General features: G+C 61.4%; 16 protein-coding genes. 7 read left to right on the forward strand and 9 right to left on the reverse strand.

The annotated features are described in order from the left end of the window. The first annotated feature begins 26 nt into the window (after nt 1–26). The 5 genes from G5332_RS14855 to G5332_RS14875 all read left to right on the forward strand — a co-directional run bounded on the left by G5332_RS14855 (nt 27) and on the right by G5332_RS14875 (nt 7,201). Nucleotides 27–923: a glycyl-radical enzyme activating protein gene (locus G5332_RS14855; protein WP_216954122.1), complete on the forward strand. Its 897-nt coding sequence runs from the start codon at nt 27–29 to the stop codon at nt 921–923. Between the two features lie 4 nt (nt 924–927). Continuing rightward, entirely contained in the window at nt 928–3,360 is a 2,433-nt protein-coding gene (locus G5332_RS14860; RefSeq protein ID WP_227340847.1) for a formate C-acetyltransferase/glycerol dehydratase family glycyl radical enzyme, read from the forward strand. A gap of 94 nt (nt 3,361–3,454) precedes the next feature. Then, complete coding sequence (locus tag G5332_RS14865; RefSeq protein WP_005344496.1) at nt 3,455–4,201, forward strand: DNA-binding transcriptional regulator YciT; 747 nt, start codon at nt 3,455–3,457, stop codon at nt 4,199–4,201. A gap of 126 nt (nt 4,202–4,327) precedes the next feature. After that, nucleotides 4,328–5,221, forward strand: a complete 894-nt coding sequence (locus G5332_RS14870) for an EamA family transporter (protein ID WP_216954125.1) — start codon at nt 4,328–4,330, stop codon at nt 5,219–5,221. A gap of 129 nt (nt 5,222–5,350) precedes the next feature. Next, nucleotides 5,351–7,201 (forward strand): extracellular solute-binding protein, encoded by a 1,851-nt coding sequence (locus G5332_RS14875; protein WP_227340848.1) that lies wholly within the window; start codon nt 5,351–5,353, stop codon nt 7,199–7,201. Nucleotides 7,202–7,295: 94 nt separating this feature from the next. Here G5332_RS14875 and G5332_RS14880 read toward each other — a convergent pair whose 3' ends face one another. Both G5332_RS14880 and G5332_RS14885 read right to left on the reverse strand, forming a co-directional pair. Next, complete coding sequence (locus G5332_RS14880) at nt 7,296–7,688, reverse strand: DUF2750 domain-containing protein (RefSeq protein ID WP_227340849.1); 393 nt, start codon at nt 7,686–7,688, stop codon at nt 7,296–7,298. A 156-nt stretch (nt 7,689–7,844) separates the two neighbouring features. After that, a complete protein-coding gene (locus tag G5332_RS14885; RefSeq protein WP_227340850.1) occupies nt 7,845–8,399 on the reverse strand; it encodes a hypothetical protein in 555 nt (184 codons plus the stop codon). Here G5332_RS14885 and G5332_RS14890 point away from each other — a divergent pair. Together G5332_RS14890 and G5332_RS14895 are read left to right on the forward strand one after the other, a co-directional pair. After that, nucleotides 8,398–8,571: a hypothetical protein gene (locus tag G5332_RS14890; protein ID WP_227340851.1), complete on the forward strand. Its 174-nt coding sequence runs from the start codon at nt 8,398–8,400 to the stop codon at nt 8,569–8,571. The two genes, G5332_RS14885 and G5332_RS14890, sit on opposite strands and share 2 nt — an antisense overlap. 73 nt (nt 8,572–8,644) lie before the next feature. After that, entirely contained in the window at nt 8,645–8,893 is a 249-nt protein-coding gene (locus G5332_RS14895; RefSeq protein ID WP_005334209.1) for a TIGR02647 family protein, read from the forward strand. Here G5332_RS14895 and G5332_RS14900 read toward each other — a convergent pair. The 7 genes from G5332_RS14900 to G5332_RS14930 all read right to left on the reverse strand — a co-directional run bounded on the left by G5332_RS14900 (nt 8,880) and on the right by G5332_RS14930 (nt 17,983). Beyond that, nucleotides 8,880–9,185, reverse strand: coding sequence for a hypothetical protein (locus tag G5332_RS14900; RefSeq protein WP_227340852.1), 306 nt, complete (start codon nt 9,183–9,185; stop codon nt 8,880–8,882). The two genes, G5332_RS14895 and G5332_RS14900, sit on opposite strands and share 14 nt — an antisense overlap. Before the next feature lie 90 nt (nt 9,186–9,275). Then, entirely contained in the window at nt 9,276–9,485 is a 210-nt protein-coding gene (locus G5332_RS14905) for a cold-shock protein (protein WP_005302803.1), read from the reverse strand. Between the two features lie 208 nt (nt 9,486–9,693). Further along, nucleotides 9,694–10,794, reverse strand: coding sequence for a dihydrolipoamide acetyltransferase family protein (locus G5332_RS14910; protein WP_421173092.1), 1,101 nt, complete (start codon nt 10,792–10,794; stop codon nt 9,694–9,696). After that, nucleotides 10,791–11,777 carry an alpha-ketoacid dehydrogenase subunit beta gene (locus G5332_RS14915; RefSeq protein ID WP_227340854.1) on the reverse strand — a complete coding sequence of 329 codons (987 nt, stop codon included), beginning with the start codon at nt 11,775–11,777 and terminating at the stop codon, nt 10,791–10,793. Before G5332_RS14915 ends, G5332_RS14910 begins: the two co-directional genes overlap by 4 nt. Next, complete coding sequence (pdhA, locus tag G5332_RS14920; protein ID WP_421259560.1) at nt 11,770–12,858, reverse strand: pyruvate dehydrogenase (acetyl-transferring) E1 component subunit alpha; 1,089 nt, start codon at nt 12,856–12,858, stop codon at nt 11,770–11,772. Before pdhA ends, G5332_RS14915 begins: the two co-directional genes overlap by 8 nt. Nucleotides 12,859–13,127: 269 nt before the next feature. Continuing rightward, a complete protein-coding gene (locus G5332_RS14925) occupies nt 13,128–13,997 on the reverse strand; it encodes a hypothetical protein (RefSeq protein WP_421259559.1) in 870 nt (289 codons plus the stop codon). After that, nucleotides 13,994–17,983, reverse strand: a complete 3,990-nt coding sequence (locus G5332_RS14930; protein ID WP_421259558.1) for an amino acid adenylation domain-containing protein — start codon at nt 17,981–17,983, stop codon at nt 13,994–13,996. The genes G5332_RS14925 and G5332_RS14930 overlap by 4 nt, the downstream gene beginning before the upstream one ends. Nucleotides 17,984–18,107: the final 124 nt, after the last annotated feature.

The following is an 18,107-nucleotide window of genomic DNA, read 5'->3' on the forward strand; positions in this document are numbered from 1 at the left end:
AGAATGCAAATACAAAAGGAGGCGGTATGATTTTCGACCTGCAACGATATTCAACTCACGATGGCCCCGGCATTCGCACCCTGGTGTTTCTCAAGGGGTGCTCGCTGGCCTGTCGCTGGTGTCAAAACCCGGAAAGCCGCTCTCCCAAGCCGGACATACTACTCGACCGGCGCCAGTGCATCGAGGGATGCCAGCTCTGCAGCCAGGCTTGTCCGGCAATCTTGCGTGACAGCGAGGGCATCCAGCTCAGCCGTTCTGCCCTCAAGGCCGATGATATGGAACGGCTGCGCGGCCTCTGCCCAAGCGAAGCGCTGCAGGTGTGCGGCCGCGATGAAACCCTGGATACCCTGATGGACACCATCTTGCGGGATCGCCCCTTCTTCGAGCGCAGCGGCGGTGGCGTCACCCTCTCAGGTGGCGAACCGTTTATGCAGCCCGAATTTGCTGCCAACCTGCTGGCCCGCTGCAAGGCCGAAGGGCTGCACACCGCGGTCGAAAGCTGCCTGCATGTGCCCTGGCACCAGATTGAGCAAAGCCTTCCCTCACTGGATCTGCTGCTGGCGGACCTCAAACACGTGGATAAAGAACGTTTCTTCCACTGGACCCGCGGCAAGGTGGAGTTGCCCATCGCGAACCTCAAGCGCCTCGCCGAGCGCGGCGTGCCGATGCAGATCCGGGTGCCACTCATTCCCGGCTTCAATGCCGACCACGCATCGATCGAAGCCATCACCGACACCGCTGCCAGCCTCGGCACGGTGCAGGAGATCCACTTCCTCCCCTACCACACGCTGGGGATGGGCAAATATGCCCTGCTGGATCTGCCCTATCAGGCGCCTGAGACACCGTTTGACGACCCCGATTTACTCCACTTTGCCCACGCATACGCCCAACGTCAGGGGCTGACCCCTGTGACCAGAGGATAAGATCATGACCCAGCTCGACCTCAATACCCTGAGCCCGCGGATCCGCGCCCACAAAGAGAGCCTGATCCACATCGTTCAGCCGCCGGTCTGTACCGAGCGGGCCCGCCACTATACCGAGGCCTATCAGACTCATCTCGCCCGGCCGCTGCCGGTGCGCCGCGCCCTGGCTCTGGCCCATCACCTCAAGGAACGCACCATCTGGATCAAGCACGACGAGCTGATCGTCGGCAATCAGGCCAGTCAGGTACGGGCGGCGCCGCTCTTTCCCGAATACACGGTGAGCTGGATTGAGAAGGAGGTCGACGAGCTGGCAGATCGCCCCGGCGCCGGTTTTGCAGTCAGCGAAACCGACAAGGCGATCATCCACGCCCTCACCCCCTTCTGGCGCGGCCAGACGGTGCAGGATCGCTGCTTCGGCCTCTTTACCGACGAGCAGAAAGCGCTGCTGGAGAGCGGCATCATCAAGGCCGAGGGCAACATGACCTCGGGGGATGCCCACCTCGCGGTCAACTATGAGGAGCTGCTCACGCTGGGGCTCGATGGCTTCAAGGCCAAGGTGGCCGAGCGCCGCAGTCGGCTGGATTTGGCGGATTGGGCCGATCTGCAGCGCGAGCAGTTCCTGCACGCCGTCGCCATCACTCTGGATGCGGTCAGCGCTCACATCTCGCGCTACGCCGCACTTGCCCATGATATGGCAGCACAAGAATCTCGCCCCGAGCGCCGAAACGAGCTTGAGACCATCGCGCTCAACTGCGCCCACATCGCCCACCAGCCCCCCGAGACCTTCTGGCAGGCGCTGCAGCTCTGCTACTTTATCCAGCTCATCCTGCAGATCGAATCCAACGGTCACTCGGTGTCGTTTGGCCGGATGGATCAGTACCTCTACCCCTGGTATCGCCGCGAGGTGGAATTGTCGGAATCCCTGCCTCGGACGCGCGCCATCGAGCTGCTGCAAGGGTGCTGGCTCAAGTTGCTGGAGGTGAACAAGATCCGCTCCGGCACCCACTCCAAGGCATCCGCCGGCAGCCCGCTCTATCAGAACGTCACCATCGGCGGCCAGAACTGGCGGGATGGTGCAGCCCATGACGCGGTCAATGGCCTCTCCTACGCGATTCTGGAGTCCTGTGGCCAGCTGCGCTCCACCCAGCCCAACCTCTCGGTGCGCTACCACGCCGGGATGAGCGAGGATTTCCTCGACGCCTGCATTCAAGTGATCCGCTGCGGCTTTGGCATGCCCGCCTTCAACAACGACGAGGTGGTGATCCCCGAGTTCATCAAGCTCGGGGTGAGCGTGGAGGATGCCCACCACTACGCCGCCATCGGCTGCATCGAGACCGCCGTGCCCGGCAAGTGGGGCTACCGCTGCACCGGCATGAGCTTTATCAACTTCGCCCGCATCCTGCTGGCCTCCCTTGATGGTGGCCGCGATGCCACCACCGGCAAGGTCTTCCTGCCCCAATCCCAGTCGCTGCGGGAAGGGACCTTTGGCAACTTTGACGAGGTGATGGCCCGTTGGGATGAGCAGGTGCGCTACTTCACCCGCAAATCCATCGAGATCGACTGCGTGGTCGACAGCGTGCTGGAGGCTCAAGCCCATGACATCCTCTGCAGCACGTTGGTGGATGACTGCATCGAACGCGGCAAGACCATCAAGGAGGGGGGCGCCGTCTATGACTGGGTCTCAGGTCTGCAGGTGGGGATCGCCAACCTTGGTAACAGCCTGGCTGCCCTAAAGAAACTGGTGTTCGAACAGGGGATAGTGGATCAGCAAGAGCTGGCCGAAGCACTCGAGCAAGATTTTTCAGGACTGGCGGGGGAGCAGCTGCGCCAGCGCCTCACCAATGCCGCCCCCAAATATGGCAACGATCTGGATGAGGTAGACATGCTGCTGGTAAAGGCTTACCAGAGCTACATCGACGAGCTCAAGGGGCTGCACAACACCCGCTTCGGCCGCGGCCCCATCGGCGGTACCTACTATGCGGGCACCTCCTCCATCTCCGCCAACGTGCCGTTCGGTGCCGCCACCATGGCCACCCCGGATGGCCGCCACGCCCGCACGCCGCTGGCGGAAGGGGCCAGCCCCTCGTCGGGTTCGGATCGCCTCGGCCCGACGGCGGTGTTCAACTCCATCGGCAAGCTGCCCACGGCGGCCATCCTCGGCGGGGTGCTGCTCAACCAGAAGCTGAGTCCGGCGAGCCTTGAGAACGAGCGGGACAAGGCCAAGCTGATGAGCCTGCTGCGCACCTTCTTCGAGGTGCACAAGGGGTGGCACGTGCAGTACAACATCGTCTCGCGGGAAACCCTGCTGGCAGCCAAGGCCAATCCGGATCAATACCGGGATCTGGTGGTACGGGTGGCGGGCTATTCAGCCTTCTTCACCGCCTTATCCCCGGATGCGCAAGATGATATCATCGCCCGCACCGAGCACAGTCTCTGACGGGGCGCTCCCCATGGCGCCTGTGACGTCATATGATTGGCAAGCCACCCTCGGGTGGCTTGCCGCTATCCACCACCTTGCATGCGAGCGCACCATGAATCCACGCCACCAACTGATCCTCACTCTGGTCCATCAGGCTCGCAAGATGAGCGTGAGTGAACTCTCCCGACACACAGGTGTGTCTGAGGTGACGGTGCGCAACGACCTCACCGCGCTGGAGAAACAGGGACTGCTCAGACGGGTACACGGCTCGGCCATGGCGCTGGAGACCGATGACCCCGATGCCCGGATGAACATCAACTACCTGCTCAAGGAGCGCCTCGCCGAGCGGGCCGCCCAGCTGGTGGAAGATGGCGAAACGGTCTTTATCGAAGGGGGCAGTGCCAACGCCATGCTGGCGCGCCATCTGGCCCTGCACAAACGGGTCACCATCATCACCATCAGCAGCTATATCGCCCATCTGCTCAAAGATACCCCGGCTCAGGTGGTGCTGCTCGGCGGGCTGTTCCAGCATCAGAGCGAGAGCGTGGTGGGGCCGCTCACGCGCCTCTGCATCGAGCAGGTGCACTTCTCCAAGGCCTTTATCGGGGTCGACGGTTTTCATCCCGAGATGGGCTTTACCGGCCGCGACATGATGCGGGCCGACGTGGTCAACAGCGTGCTGGCCAAGGGGATGACCAATGTGGTGATCACCGACAGCAGCAAATTTGGCGCCATCCACCCGAGCCAGCTTGGCGCGCCGGGCCAGATCAAGGTGCTGGTTACCGACGATGCCCTGCCCGCCCCCATGCGGGCCACCCTGGCCGCACGCGGCATCACAGTGCACTGCGTCTCTGCCTGAATCGCACCTGGCCCCCGTTGCCGGGTTGCTCCCCCGCCGGTCGGCTTGACGGCGCCCACCCTGGCGGGGGTATGCTCGTCCTCTTTTGGCCTCTCATGGCAGAGGCCACAGACCGAAGGACACCGCATGCACACCAAAGACAAGTTTCTGGCCGCTCTGGTCATCCTCTGCTGGGGGCTTAACTTCGTGGCCATCAAGTGGGGGCTGGAGGGGATCCCCCCACTGCTGCTGGGTGCGCTGCGCTTTATCGGCGTGGTCTTCCCCGCCATCTTGCTGGTACCCAAACCCGCCATGCCCTGGCGCTGGCTGCTGGCCTATGGCGGCGCCATCAGCCTCGGTCAATTCGCATTTTTGTTCAGTGCCATGAAATTCGGCATGCCCGCAGGTATGGCCTCGCTGGTGCTGCAATCCCAGGTGGTGTTCACCCTGCTTTTTGCAATGATCTGGCTGGGGGAGCGCTGGCAATCCCACCACTGGGTGGCGCTGCCCTTGGCGGGATTCGGCCTCTATCTCATCGCCACTCACGGTGAAGGCAACCTGACCTTGCTCGGGTTTATCCTGACGCTGTGTGCCGCCGCCTGTTGGGGCCTTGGCAACGTCATCAATCGCCAGATTGGTCTGCGCTACCAGACCACGCTGCCGAGCCTGATCGCCTGGGGCGGTCTGGTGCCCATCCTGCCATTTTTCGCCCTCTCCTGGCTGTTCGAAGGGCCGGAGCTGATGGCCAGCAGCCTGCGCGACTTCAGCTGGCAGGGATTGCTGTGCGTGCTCTATCTCTCGTATGTCGCGACCTGGCTGGGTTACGGCCTGTGGGGACGACTGCTGATGCGCTATCCGGTGGCGCAGGTGGCACCGCTCTCCCTGCTGATCCCCTGTGTCGGCATGGTCACGGCAGCGCTGCTGCTCGATGAACATCCAACACCCTTGCAGTGGCTGGGCTCAGCTCTGGTGCTGCTCGGCTTTGTGGTCCATCTGCTGGGTAGCCGACTGCGCTGGTTCAAACCACAGAGAGCGACATGATGAGCGCCTGCCCATTTACGCTATTTCATTGACCTGACAGGATAAAATTTTCATGATGAGCCAGTCCCCATCGGGACTGACATCACCAGTGTGTGATCTGCAGGAAGCAGACTTCAGGAGAGCAAGGACATGCCATCGACCATCACCGCCGGGGGGCGCCGCCTCCCCCCTATCATTCGCGCCACCGCCATCACCCTGACCCTGTGCTGGAGCCCGTTTGGCTGGAGTGCCACACTGCCCGCTGACTTGAAGTGGGAGAGCAACAACCAGGACCCTCTCTATGCCGATCCGGCCGCCAAACGCGGCGGCACCTTTCGCACCTTTATGACCAGCTTCCCCCTGACCCTGCGCAAATATGGCCCCGACTCCAACGGCGGCTTTGCCGGTTACGTGCGGGAAACCAACCTGCCACTGCTGAGCACTCATCCCGTCACCGGCAACCCCATGCCGATGCTGGCAAACGAGTGGGCCTTCGGCGCCGACAACAAGACCCTCTATTTTCGCATCAATCCCAAGGCACGCTGGTCAGATGGCCAACCGGTCACCGCCGATGACTGGCTCTTTACCCTCAAGATGATGCGCAGCAAGGAGATCAACGACCCCTGGTACAACAACTACTACAGCACCCAGATAGCAGACATAACCAAGTTTGATGATCACACCCTGGCCATCACCAGCGGCACCGAAAAGAGCCGCCAGGATCTGCTCGAATCGCTGCCCATCAGCCCGGAGCCGAGCCACGCCATCAAGCTCACCGCCAACTGGGTCAAGGAGTACAACTGGAAGGTGTTGCCGGTCACCGGTCCCTATCAGATCGATCAGGTGAAAAAGGGCAAATCGGTCACCTTCAAGCGGATTGAAAACTGGTGGGGGGATGACGAGCGCTACTTCCAGCATCGCTTCAATCCTGCGCGGATCGAGATCAAGGTGCTCAGGGATCTGAACATCGCCTGGCAGCACTTCCTGCGCGGCGATCTCGACAGCTTCCCGCTGGTGATCCCCAACTGGTGGCACGACAAGACCAACACCGCCGAGTTCGAGAAGGGGTATATCGAGCGGCGCTGGTTCTACAACCAGACCCCGCAACCGCCGATGGGGCTCTATCTCAACACCGCCGATCCGCTGCTGCGCAATCTCGATGTTCGCCTCGGCATCCAGCATGCCCTCAATTTCGACAGAATGCTCGCTACCCTACTGCGGGGGGATTACCAACGCCTCAACAGCTATGGCTCAGGTCAGGGTGAATTTACCAACAGCGAGATCAAGGCCCGTCCGTTCGATCCCCAACTGGCACGGGAATACTTTGCCAAGGCAGGCTTTAACAAAGTGGGGCCGCAGGGGATTTTGCAAAACGACAAGGGGCAGTCACTGACCCTCGCCATCACCTACACCACCGCAGAGCACGCCCAGCGGCTCACACTGCTGCGGGAAGAGGCCAAAAAGGCGGGGCTTAATCTGGAGCTCAACCTGATGGATGCATCGGCCGGTTTCAAATCGATGCTGGAGAAAAAGCACCAGAGCGCCTTGATGGCCTGGGCGGGTAGCCGCTATCCCGCCTATTGGGAGTTCTTCCACAAGGTCAACGCCAACAAGCCCCAGACCAACAACATCATGAACATCGATGACGACGCCATCACAGCCTTGGTGGAGCAGTATGACAAGGAGTTCGACTTTGCCAAAAAAGCGGCCCTGTCACGGCAGATCCAGCAGCGGCTCTATGAGCTGGCCAGCTTCGTGCCTGCGTATCAGGTGCCCTACACCCGGGAAGGGGCATGGCGCTGGATCAAACTGCCAAAAGTACCAGCAACGCCCAAGAGCGAGCAGCTCTATTGGCCACTCGGTGGCGACAACAGCGGTTACAGCTATGGCGGTCTGCTGTGGATTGATGAAGAGCTAAAATCCGAGACCAGGGCAGCCATCAAGAGTGGCAAGACTTTCCCGGCCGAGCCCATCATCGACACCACCTATCGCCAGCCCTGATAGCCACAACTCGTTTGGCAAACAGACCTAAAACAAAGACCCCGCCAGATAGCGGGGTCTTTGTTGGCAACCGGTGTTGCGAATAGCTCGGTGATCAGCCGCGTTTGGCCTGCTTCTCGGCAATGGCGTCAGCCACGTCAGCCGGCTCCAGTACGATGCCTTCCTGATCCGGGGTCGGGAACACGGCAACACACAGCTCGTCCTGCTCCATGCCGTCAATCCACCGCTCCAGCCACACCTTGAGGGTGATGGACTGTGGTTTGCAATCGGCCCACTCGCCTTCGGCCCACGCCTTGGCGTACTCCGGGTGCGGCCATACCGGGATGCAATCTTCATCATCGGTGGTCAGCATCATGACGCCATGCTCGTCAGTGAGGACGAACAGCTCTTCATGCTCGACCAGCTTGCTGATGAAGTGATCGTAACGGTAGTCAGCGTTCAGTTGCAGCGCGGCATTGCGCTCGGTGTCGCTCAGTTCATAGCTCATTGGCCAAGTCTCTCTCTCGATAAAGGGCGCCATGTTCACATCTTGTGGTCAGCTTGTCCAGCTTGCCGCCTCCTGACTCCCGTCGGGGAAACAGCAACGCTCATAAGGATAGAGCAGGGCGGCGAATAAAACGTCTCACCCACCTTCCAGACCTGATTAAAAGGTCGGGGTGATCAGCTCTACATCAGGTTGCTCGCTCAACTTCTGTCGCAGCCAGTAGGCAGACTCTACTTCGACGAAACAGAGTTGATCCCGACCGTCAGCCGCACTTTTCATCAACTGCTCAAATCGCTGCTGTTGTTGTTGCTCCCAGAGAGCGGCAAGCTTTTCGCCATGGGCCTCATCCACCACTTCGCGACGAAGTTCGAACAAATTATCTGTGATCGGGCTGTTGATCTTGCCCGCGCTATGCCAGTACATCTGCAAGTTGTCCATCATCTCGGTGTCGTAGTTGGCCAGCGCATCCAGCTCCGCAGTCGCCCCTTCCTGACCAGATATAAAATCGCACCAACCGGCATCGAGATTTGCCAGCTCGCGGGCGCGAGCCCCTTTAGCATGTTTGCGAAGATGGGTAATGTCGCCCCCCTTGCGGGCAGGTAGCCACACCTCTCCCTCATGGCCCTCCAACAAGGAGGTCAGCAAGGAGACTGGGTAAACAGGGAAAGTGGCGGTGTGTGAATGCAGCAGGGATACCAGCGTGATCTTGACCATGAGCAATACCTTGGACTGGGCGAACAGCCGCCAATGGACCGTCCGATATAAAGAATTCCCCTATCCTACCACGTTTGGCCCGGCTCGGCCCTTGGCGAAGCTGTCAGCCAACCATCTGATTACGCCGAAAAAAACAGCATTTGAAACGCAGCATCCAGCCAAAGATCAATAATTTGAGCCAGCCCCCACTAAAGTGGATCCGGGGATGCTAGTTTGCATACATCTTTAGCGTAAGGAGTAAATCCATGATTGGGATCGACCAGGTTTCTAACGAATTCGTGAACGATTTGAAAATACTGGCATGCTTTGATCCGGCCAACATGAGCTTGGGGATTAAATTACGCAGCGATATGTCTGAAGAGTTGTGCCAGGCGGCAGCCCGTCTGCATCAACAGGGGCTCATCAGCGCAGAAGATGGCGGCTATCTCACCCCGTTTGGCATGACCATGGTTGAACACCTGCAACATCTACTGGTCGCACTCAAACCACTTTGATCGGCTGTGGTGCCCAAAGTGAAAAGTTGAGTAGCTCCCAGCGCTCCCCTTGGTGAAGATGACAGGCAAACAGCAAAGGACCTTCGGGTCCTTTTACTTTACCATCCACCAGCCACTCCCCCTCCCTTTCAGGGACCAGTCGCGCATTCACCTCATCAGGTTGCTGTGCGGCACCCATCCGGATCTGGACAAATTGCTGGCAGATCACCTGCGCTTCCATCGCGGATTGAACCGGTACCGGCGTATCTGAAGTCGGAGTCAAGGTGGCAGCAAGCAAGAGCGATAGCAGCATGATTCAGCACATGGGAGTCAGTAGCAGAAGCCAGATAAACAAAAAGCCGTGGCACCAGAGGTACCACGGCTTTCTTAAATTCTGTAAGAATTACAGAGCGGTTACGTTCTCAGCCTGCGGGCCTTTCTGACCTTGGGTCACAGAGAACTGTACGCGCTGACCTTCAGCCAGGGTACGGAAACCGTTACCTTGAATGGCGCTGAAGTGAACGAAAACGTCCGGGCCGTTTTCTTGCTGGATGAAGCCAAAACCTTTGGTTTCGTTGAAAAACTTAACGGTACCGGTGATCATGTTAGACATATCTTTTAAACCTGTATTCAAAATAATTACTTATGCTTTTCAGCGGGTAAAGCTCAAAAAACGGGATTAACTTATGAACAACAGGACAAGATGTGAAACATCGTATTCATTGACATAACTATCGCCCTTTCAAGCTGGTTTGGATTATACGTGGCTTTGTAGATTACGCAAACAAATTTGTGCCCTGCCAACGGCAGAGCACAAACCGTTATAAGGTGGCTGCTTCCAACGCTTCGACCAGCGCTCTGAGAAAACGAGCCGCCTCCCCGCCAGTACAGGCTCTGTGGTCAAATGTCATCGACAGCGGCAATGCCCTGACGGGACGCGCTTCACCATGGATGAACACCACTTTTTCGAACAGTTTGCCTGCCCCTATGATGGCCACCTGCGGCGGCGTGACGATGGGGCTGGCATAACGGCCTGCGATGGCGCCGAAGTTGGTGAGCGTAATGGTCGCCCCCTGCAACATCTCGCGCGGCACGGCGCGCGCCTTAACATCAGCGATCATCCGATCCAGCCCTTGCCGGATATCTGCCCCCTCCCGCTCGGCCACGTTCTCCATCACCGGCACATAGAGGCCATGCTTTGAATCCACCGCGATGGCCACATTGACCTCTTTGAACAGCCGCCGTGACAGGGTGTCGCCATCAAACCAGGCATTCATCGAGGGCTCGGCGCGGCACGCCACGCCAATGGCCTTGATAAGGCGCACCGTCACATCCTCATCAGGCCGCCAGTGACGCAAATCCACCTCATCGGTGATGCTGACCGGCACCACAGTCTGATGAGAGAGCTCCATCGCCTTGGCCATGGCACGCCGTGACCCTTTGAGGAATTCGTTGCCACTGCTCTGCTGTGACTCGAATGCCTGCTGCACATCCAGCTCGGTCACCATGCCGCCGCTGCCACTTCCCTTGAGCCGGTCGATATCCAGACCCAGTTTTTGTGCCAGCAGTCGCACCGCTGGCATGGCTTGCACCAGCGCTCCCCCCGGGGCAATGGCCCCCACCACGAAGTGATCCTCGATATGCTGCTGATGGGCGCTCACCTTGCCCACCACAGTGCCATCATCTTCGCCCCCCTCGAACTCCACCAGCGGCGCACCGATATGGAGGATATCCCCCTCGGCGCCGCAGAGACGGGCAATCACCCCGGCTACCGGAGAGGGTACATCCACCAGCGCCTTGGCCGTTTCCACCGACAAGAGCACCTGATCGACCGCAACGGTATCACCGGCACTCACCTTCCATTCGACGATCTCGGCTTCGGCCAACCCTTCACCCAGATCCGGTAATTTGAAAAATTTCATAGCCACTGGTTCTCCATCAGCTGGTGAGCCGCATCGGCGATATCCTGCTCGGTGATGAGGTAATACGCTTCGTTGCGATAGTAGGGAACAGCTGCATCCACCCCGGTCAACCGTTTGGGTGGCGCCTTGAGGCTGGGAAGTGTCTGCTCGGTCACCCGCGCCACGATTTCGGCCCCGACCCCGAAGCTGCCGCACGCCTCGTGTACCACCAGTAAACGGCCGGTCTTGCGTACCGAGGTGAGGATGGTCTCCATATCCAGCGGCTTGATGGTGGCCAGATCCAGCACCTCGCACTGGATATCCTGCTCGGCCAGCAGGTTCGCCGCCCGCATCACCTCCTGAATGCAGGCCCCCCAGGCCACTACCGTGATATCCCGGCCCGGGCGCAGGGTGAAACAGACATCCAGCGGCAAGCCGACACCGTCATCCACCACCTCGGATTTCATCGAGCGATAGATGCGGTCAGGTTCAAAAAACATCACGGGATCCGGATCGCGGATGGCGGAGAGCAGCAGGCCATAAGCACGTCTCGGGCTGGAGGGGATCACCACCCGTAGCCCCGGAATATGGGCAAACAGCGCCTCGACACTCTCGCTGTGGTGTTCTGGCGAGTGAATGCCCGCGCCATACGGGGAGCGATAGACAAGGGGACAGGAGAGGCGGCCACGGGTGCGGTTTCGCATCCGCGCCGCCTGACAGATGATCTGCTCCATCCCAGGGAAGATGAAACCCTGAAACTGGAACTCAGCCACCGGCTTGAGCCCCTGAGTGGCCATGCCGACCGCCACCCCGGCGATCAATCCCTCGGCCAGCGGCGTGTCGATCACCCGCTTGAAACCGAACTTGTCGCGCAGCCCTACGGTGGCGCGAAACACCCCGCCGTTGACCCCGACATCCTCGCCCAGTACCACCACATCCGGGTCGTGCTCCATCTCGTAGTGAAGAGCCATGTTGACCGCTTCCAGCAAACTGATCTCACTCATGGCCAACCTCCAGCTTCATCCCCTTGGCAATCACTCGCTCACGCTGGGGCACGAGTTCGGCGGGCAGGCTGGCATAGTGATAATCGAGCATCGCCTCCGGCGGCTGGGGCGCCATCGCCTCATAGCGGGAGACCGCCTGCTCTACCTCCCGGGTGGCTTCCGCCAGCAGGCTCTGCTCCTGCTCTTCATCCCACCAGCCCTGGCTGTGCATAAACTGGCGCAGCCGCTTGACCGGCTCTTTCGCCCAGGCGGCCTCGACCTCGGCCCCATCGCGATAGCGAGTGGCATCGTCGGCCGTGGTGTGATCGCCGAGGCGATAACTGACCGCTTCTATCAGGGTCGGCCCCTTGCCGCTGCGGGCCCGTTCGACGGCATTGCGCGCGGCATCGTAGACCGCCACCACATCGTTGCCATCCACCTGCAGGCTGCGCACCCCTGCACCAATCCCCTTTTGGGCCAGCGTAGGAGCGCTCGATTGCAGCTTGCGCGGCACCGAGATGGCCCACTGGTTGTTGTTGACGATGATGACCATCGGCAGATGCCAGACCCCGGCGCAGTTGAGCCCCTCCAGAAAATCACCCTTGGAGGTACCGCCGTCGCCGATAGTGACTACGGCGACGCGCGGTTGATTACGCAGTTTGAAGGCAGACGCAATACCGCAAGCGTGGGTGATCTGGGTGGCGATGGGGACGCAGATGGGGAGATCTTCAGAGGGGGTCCCATCGGGTTTGAGAAAATAACTGCCCCGCTCGTCACCACCCCAATATTGCAGGTTCTTCTCCATCGGCACGCCCCGCACATAGAGGGTGGGCATGTCCCGATAGTAGGGAACGTAGACATCCTGCGGCTGCATGGCCAGACCAATGCCAATCCCCACGGCTTCTGCGCCGAGATGGGAGGGAAAAGTACCGAGTTTGCCGGTTCGTTGCAGCGCAATCGCTTTTTTGTCATAGCTGCGCACCATCACCATATTGCGGTAGAAGGTGTGCAGTATCGCCTTGTCCAGCCAGGTCGGTAAGGTGGCGACCGGGCACCCTTCCGCATCGAGGTAACGAAGGAAAGGGATGTCGACATGGGTCATAACTGGCTCCTTGCCGTTGTGAGCGTCACCGATGCTGGTGACCCCTAGATGTAAATACCTTGTTAAATAAAAAGCAAAGAGATTTGCTCAGGTAAGACCAGTCGAAACTTCTTTAAAGTAGCGAAGGAGCTGAATTTTCGGCGATGAGTGGGAAGGTATGCCGTAAATGGTGCAACTTTGCAGCGCTGAATGCAGGATGCAAAATGTGAAAAAGGGGAGCCTTGCTCCCCCATTGAGTTACTTCAGTCAGCCGTTACGCCAACCAGCAGTTACGCCAACCACTGTTGCAGTTGGCGGGCCATGCCAACTGGCAGCAAGTGAGCACGGCTTAGCAAGTGGCTGCACCAGGGCTCGGCCAGCAAGGTGGGGCAAATTCGCATCTCCCGTCCCCCATCAGCCACGCGCACCAACCTGTCGATAAGAGTCTCCAGCGGCGGATGCACCGGCCAGTGGGGATAGAGGTCGGCAGTCGCGATCCCGGCCAGCTCGCACACTCGCTCCTCTTCCTCATCTCCCTTTCCATCAGCCATTGGCCAGGGGTGAAGCACCTGCAGCCAACCCGGCCGTGCGGCCTCCAGCAACTGGCCCAGCGTCGGCTGAGCAAAGTGGGGATCCCCTGCAGCTTTGAGCAGATGGCGCGCCCCTGCCAGCACCACCACGCCGCGCGGGGGAAGTGTTAGAAGATAGTCGGCCAGCGCCTGATCCCGCTCCCTGTTGTGCTGCTGCCAGCGCTCCGAGCTCATCTCCTGCCACTCGAATAAGGGCTCGCAGAGATGCACCCGCAGCCGCATATGTGCAGGGCGCGCCAGATTGCTCTGGCGCAGAGCGGAAAAGAGAGCCGGAAACTCGGGGGCCATCCAAGCGGGAAAGGCACAGGAGTCGAGCCAGACCGGATAGAGCCGCGCCAGCGTCAGCGGCTCCCCTTGCCAGCGCACCTCACCCGCCAGCCAGGCATCGAGCAAGCCTTGATGGCGGCGGTTGCCGCACTCCAGCACCAGATCGGTCATGATTCCCCAGAGCGCCGGATCACACAGCCAGGCGTGCTGGCGCCGGATAAAATCCGGGTGCCAGTGCGGCTCCCCCAGCCCCACCAGCTTGCCCGCCTGCAAGGCTTCCCGGATGGCGGCAACCGGGGTCATGCATCCCCTTCCTGCCGGATGTGCGGTTGTTGCCCGACCCCATCGACCCGCTCACAAATAAAAGCGCCGATCTTCGCCAACCAGTCGGGATGCACCATCTCCTGATGCAGACAGGGGAAGCGCTCATAGCGGATTTCGCCTTTTGTCAGCGGCTCCCAGCCACGTCCATCCAGCCAGGGCTGGCGGGAAGCTGACGCCTCGATAAAGATCACCTCCCCGTGGTAGCAGTAGTCGACCGGCTGACGGATCAGCCGGTTGTTGTGGCCCACCAGCTCAATCATGGCGCTCACCACCTGCTCGTCGAGCATGGCCAGCGCACTCCCCTCCGCTCCCAGCCTAGCCACCACGTCGCCCCGAGTAAGGGAGTCGAGCGCCTCGTCCGCAACCGCAATCCCCCCCATCCGCAGCAGCGCATCGAGCATCCGCTGCTCGTCGGGCAACGGCTGGGTCTGCCACTGCTGACAGGGGTAGGCATCGAGCAGCAGCACCATGGCCACCTCCTGTCCCTGCTCTTGCAACATGGCGGCCATCCGGTGCACCAGCATGCCCCCGAGCGACCAGCCGAGCAGCCAGTAGGGCCCCTCGCTCTGCTGACGACGCAGCTCAGTCACATAGTCGAGGGCCAGCTCGTCAAAGCTGGCGGGCAGCGGTGCATCCGGCTGGCAGAGCGCCCGTGCCTGCAGGGCATAGACGGCCATGTCGGTCGGCAGATGGGGCACCAATGGCGCATAACACCAGCCGAGCCCGCCGGCGGGATGGACGCAAAAGAGGGTGGGGCCCGATGTACCCGCCTGCGCACCGGACGCTCGCAGGGGCAACAGCATGGGCATTGCCTCCCGTTCGCCGCCAAGACGGCGCGCCAGCTGGGCAGGGCTCGGCGCTTCGAACAGGCTGGCCAGAGTGAGCGCCTGTCCGGTCGACTCTTCAATGCGCACCACCAGCTGCGCCGCCAGCAGGGAGTGACCACCGAGGGCAAAGAAGTTATCGTCGGCGCCGACCCGCGCCAGCCCCAGTATCTCGGCGAAGAGGCGACAGAGCCGCTCCTCCAGCAGGGTTTTCGGCAGCGCCTGACCCACCGCCAACGCCATATCGGGCAGCGGCAACCCCTTGCGATCCAGCTTGCCATTGGGGGTAAGCGGCAGCTCGGCCAAGTTTACCAAGAGCCCCGGCACCATGTAGTCAGGCAAGGAAGCGCCAAGGGTGGGTACCAGCTCGGCCAGCGTCAGATCTCTGCTATCTGCGGCTACCACATAGGCCACCAGACGGCGATCGCCGGGGGCAAATTCGGGGGCCAGCACCACCGCCTGCACCACCCGGGGGTGGCGCAGCAGCACCTGCTCGATCTCCTCCAGCTCGATGCGCTGGCCACGGATCTTCACCTGAAAATCGAGGCGCCCCAGATACTCGATGGCGCCATCCTCGCGCCAGGCAGCCAGATCGCCGCTGCGATAGAGCCGTCCCGTCCCGAAGGGATTGGCAATAAAGCGCTCGGCAGTGAGCTCGGGCTGACCAAAGTAGCCATCCGCCACCTGTACGCCGCCAATCCAGAGCTCCCCCGCTACACCGGGCGGCACAGGCTGCAACCAGGGGTCGAGAATGTGGATGCAGGTATTCCAGACCGGATAGCCGATGGGCACGCTGGTCACCGCCTCGTCTGCCCGGCAGGGATACCAGGTGACATCCACCGCCGCCTCGGTCGGGCCATAGAGGTTGTGCAGGGGGGCTGAGAATGTCCCATACCAGCGCTGCACCAGATCCGCGGGCAGCGCCTCGCCGGAGCAGAATACCTGGCGCAGGGCGCGGCAACGCGCAGGCTCGGCCTGAGTGACAAAGATCTGCAGCATGGAGGGGACAAAGTGCAAGGTGGTGATCCCGGCCTGCTCAATCAGCTCGGCAAGGTAGGCGGGATCCTTGTGGCCACCCGGTTTGGCGAGCACAAGCCGCGCACCTGTCATAAAGGGCCAGAAGAACTCCCAGATGGAGACATCGAAACCGGCTGGGGTCTTTTGCAGCACCCGATCCGCCGGGCCGATGGGATACATGTGCTGCATCCAGAGCAGCCGGTTGACGATGGCACCATGGCTCACCACTACCCCTTTGGGCCGACCGGTCGAACCGGAGGTGTAGATGATATAGGCCGCATCTTCCGGCCCGGGAGCTGGCAGCTCACAAGGTGCTGTCGTTGCCAACTCTACCGCCGCCAGCTGCTCTGCCACACCGGGGGCATCGAGGCAGACAAGTGGCGCGACCACGTCGAGCGGCATCTGAAGCGTATGGCTGGTCAGCACAAGCGCAGGCTCGCTGCTGGCGAGAATGTAGCCGATCCGCTCCGCCGGATAGTCCGGGTCAACGGGCACGTAGACGGCACCTACCGCCATGATGGCCTGCTGGGCGAGAATAAGCTCGGGAGAGCGCGGGATCACCACCGCCACCCGGCAACCTGGGCCCACGCCCCTCCCCGCCAGATAGCAGGTTAGCTGGCGGGTACGCTGGCGCAACTCGTCCACACTCCAGCGCTCGGCGCCACACTCCAGCGCGATGGCGCTCTGATCTGCCGCCGCCAGCCCCTCGGCCAGCAGTGCGCTCAGGGTGGTGGTCGGCAACGGATGGTCGGTTTGGTTCCAGCGCGCCAGCTCAGCCTGCTCGCAGGGCAGCAGCAGCGGCAAGCGCACCGCCAGGGTCTCGTCATCCGCCTCACTCCAGGCCGCCAGATAGGCTACCAGCCGGGCCAGATGACGTTCGCTCTCCTGTTGGCTGAAGCGCCCCTGATGTGCTTCGAGGGTCAGGGTCATAGCGCCTGCCTCCTCGGCAAAATAGAAGGCGCACTCCTCCACCGGCCCCGCCGCCAGCACCTGCACCTCGCCACGAACCTGGTTGTGACCTTCACCAACGCTGAGGGTACGGGCAAAGGGCATCAGGTTGACCTGAGGGCCAAACAGCGGCTGACCCGGCTGGCGCTGTTGCAACCACTCCTGACGGCAGCCCTGATGACGGCGCAGGGCGGCAAATTGCCGTTCGACCTGTGCCAGCAACTCCCCTACCCGGCTGGTGCCGCTCAGCTCGATGCGCAGGGGCACCACATTGACCTTCATGCAGGGGGTATCGGCCGCCACTGAGCCCAGCCGCCCCATCAGCGGAATACCCAGCACCACCTCGCCAGCGCCGCTCATCCGCTGCACATAGCTGGCCACCGCCGCCAGCAGCAGGCTGTAGGGGTGACAGGCCGAACGACTCGCCCGTGCCACCAAAGCCTGCCACTGGCGGCCAGCAAGCCGCTGCTCAAGACGATATGTGGGGCCCGGCCCTTGCGCCGGACGGCGGGAGAGCGACGCAGGGCTCTCCACCCCGGCCAGCTGCTGCACGAAGAAATCGCGATCCCGCGCGGCGCGCGGCGAATCCTGATAGGCCACCTCCTCGGCCAGCAACTCCTGCTGGGTCGCATAACGACAGGGGGCTGGCTGCTGGCCAATGCAGAGCGCCTCATACCAGCTCGCCACCCGCTGGCAGAGCAGGCTCAGGCCAAAGCCGTCAATGGCGATATGGTGCACGGCGATAAACCAGGCCCACTGCTCCTCACCAAGGCGATAGAGGGTAGTGGCAAACAGTGGCCCCCCGGCCAGATTGAAGGGGACGGCCAGCTGCGCACGCATCTCGGCCTGCGCGGCGGCAAGCGGATCGGCTTCGCTGCGCAGATCCCGTTCGCTCAGCTGCCAGCACGCGGGGTTGGCCACCATCTGCGGGCCATCGGCAGTAGCCACAAAGGCACAGTGCAGACAGGGGATCTCGTCGATAGTCTGGCGCACCGCGCGGGTGAAGTGATGGGGTGCCAGCGCCCCCTCCAGCAGCCAGTACTCGCCGGTATTGCAGGCGGGGCTCTGCGGATATTTTTGCTGGGCAAACCAGATGCCCGCCTGAGCTGTGGTAAGCGACCAGCGCGGCTGCTCCCCACGCTGATGGGTGGCGCGCATCGCCATTGTCTGTTCCATGGGAATGTCCTTGCGCAAACATCGAGCGGGCAGCGGCTTGCCCCTGCCCGCATGGCTGAAAAGCGAGGAGGCCAGGCCTCCTCCATAAAGTAGAGTGTCACACCTGCCAGATCGGCTGCGCGCG

Origin of the sequence: Aeromonas sp. 603757 (assembly GCF_049171255.1) — a bacterium.
Classification (GTDB): Bacteria; Pseudomonadota; Gammaproteobacteria; order Enterobacterales; family Aeromonadaceae; genus Aeromonas; species Aeromonas veronii_A.

Excerpts from the sequence above, each read along its gene's own strand:
- G5332_RS14880 (WP_227340849.1), bottom strand. The coding sequence starts at position 7,688 with ATGAGCTATGAACTGAGCGACACCGAGCGCAATGCCGCGCTGCAACTG.
- G5332_RS14900 (WP_227340852.1), bottom strand. The coding sequence starts at position 9,185 with ATGCTGCTATCGCTCTTGCTTGCTGCCACCTTGACTCCGACTTCAGAT.
- G5332_RS14855 (WP_216954122.1), top strand. The coding sequence starts at position 27 with ATGATTTTCGACCTGCAACGATATTCAACTCACGATGGCCCCGGCATT.
- G5332_RS14930 (WP_421259558.1), bottom strand. The coding sequence starts at position 17,983 with ATGGAACAGACAATGGCGATGCGCGCCACCCATCAGCGTGGGGAGCAG.
- G5332_RS14895 (WP_005334209.1), top strand. The coding sequence starts at position 8,645 with ATGATTGGGATCGACCAGGTTTCTAACGAATTCGTGAACGATTTGAAA.
- pdhA (WP_421259560.1), bottom strand. The coding sequence starts at position 12,858 with ATGACCCATGTCGACATCCCTTTCCTTCGTTACCTCGATGCGGAAGGG.
- G5332_RS14910 (WP_421173092.1), bottom strand. The coding sequence starts at position 10,794 with ATGAAATTTTTCAAATTACCGGATCTGGGTGAAGGGTTGGCCGAAGCC.
- G5332_RS14860 (WP_227340847.1), top strand. The coding sequence starts at position 928 with ATGACCCAGCTCGACCTCAATACCCTGAGCCCGCGGATCCGCGCCCAC.
- G5332_RS14905 (WP_005302803.1), bottom strand. The coding sequence starts at position 9,485 with ATGTCTAACATGATCACCGGTACCGTTAAGTTTTTCAACGAAACCAAA.
- G5332_RS14890 (WP_227340851.1), top strand. The coding sequence starts at position 8,398 with ATGAGCAATACCTTGGACTGGGCGAACAGCCGCCAATGGACCGTCCGA.
- G5332_RS14925 (WP_421259559.1), bottom strand. The coding sequence starts at position 13,997 with ATGACCCCGGTTGCCGCCATCCGGGAAGCCTTGCAGGCGGGCAAGCTG.
- G5332_RS14875 (WP_227340848.1), top strand. The coding sequence starts at position 5,351 with ATGCCATCGACCATCACCGCCGGGGGGCGCCGCCTCCCCCCTATCATT.
- G5332_RS14915 (WP_227340854.1), bottom strand. The coding sequence starts at position 11,777 with ATGAGTGAGATCAGTTTGCTGGAAGCGGTCAACATGGCTCTTCACTAC.
- G5332_RS14865 (WP_005344496.1), top strand. The coding sequence starts at position 3,455 with ATGAATCCACGCCACCAACTGATCCTCACTCTGGTCCATCAGGCTCGC.
- G5332_RS14870 (WP_216954125.1), top strand. The coding sequence starts at position 4,328 with ATGCACACCAAAGACAAGTTTCTGGCCGCTCTGGTCATCCTCTGCTGG.
- G5332_RS14885 (WP_227340850.1), bottom strand. The coding sequence starts at position 8,399 with ATGGTCAAGATCACGCTGGTATCCCTGCTGCATTCACACACCGCCACT.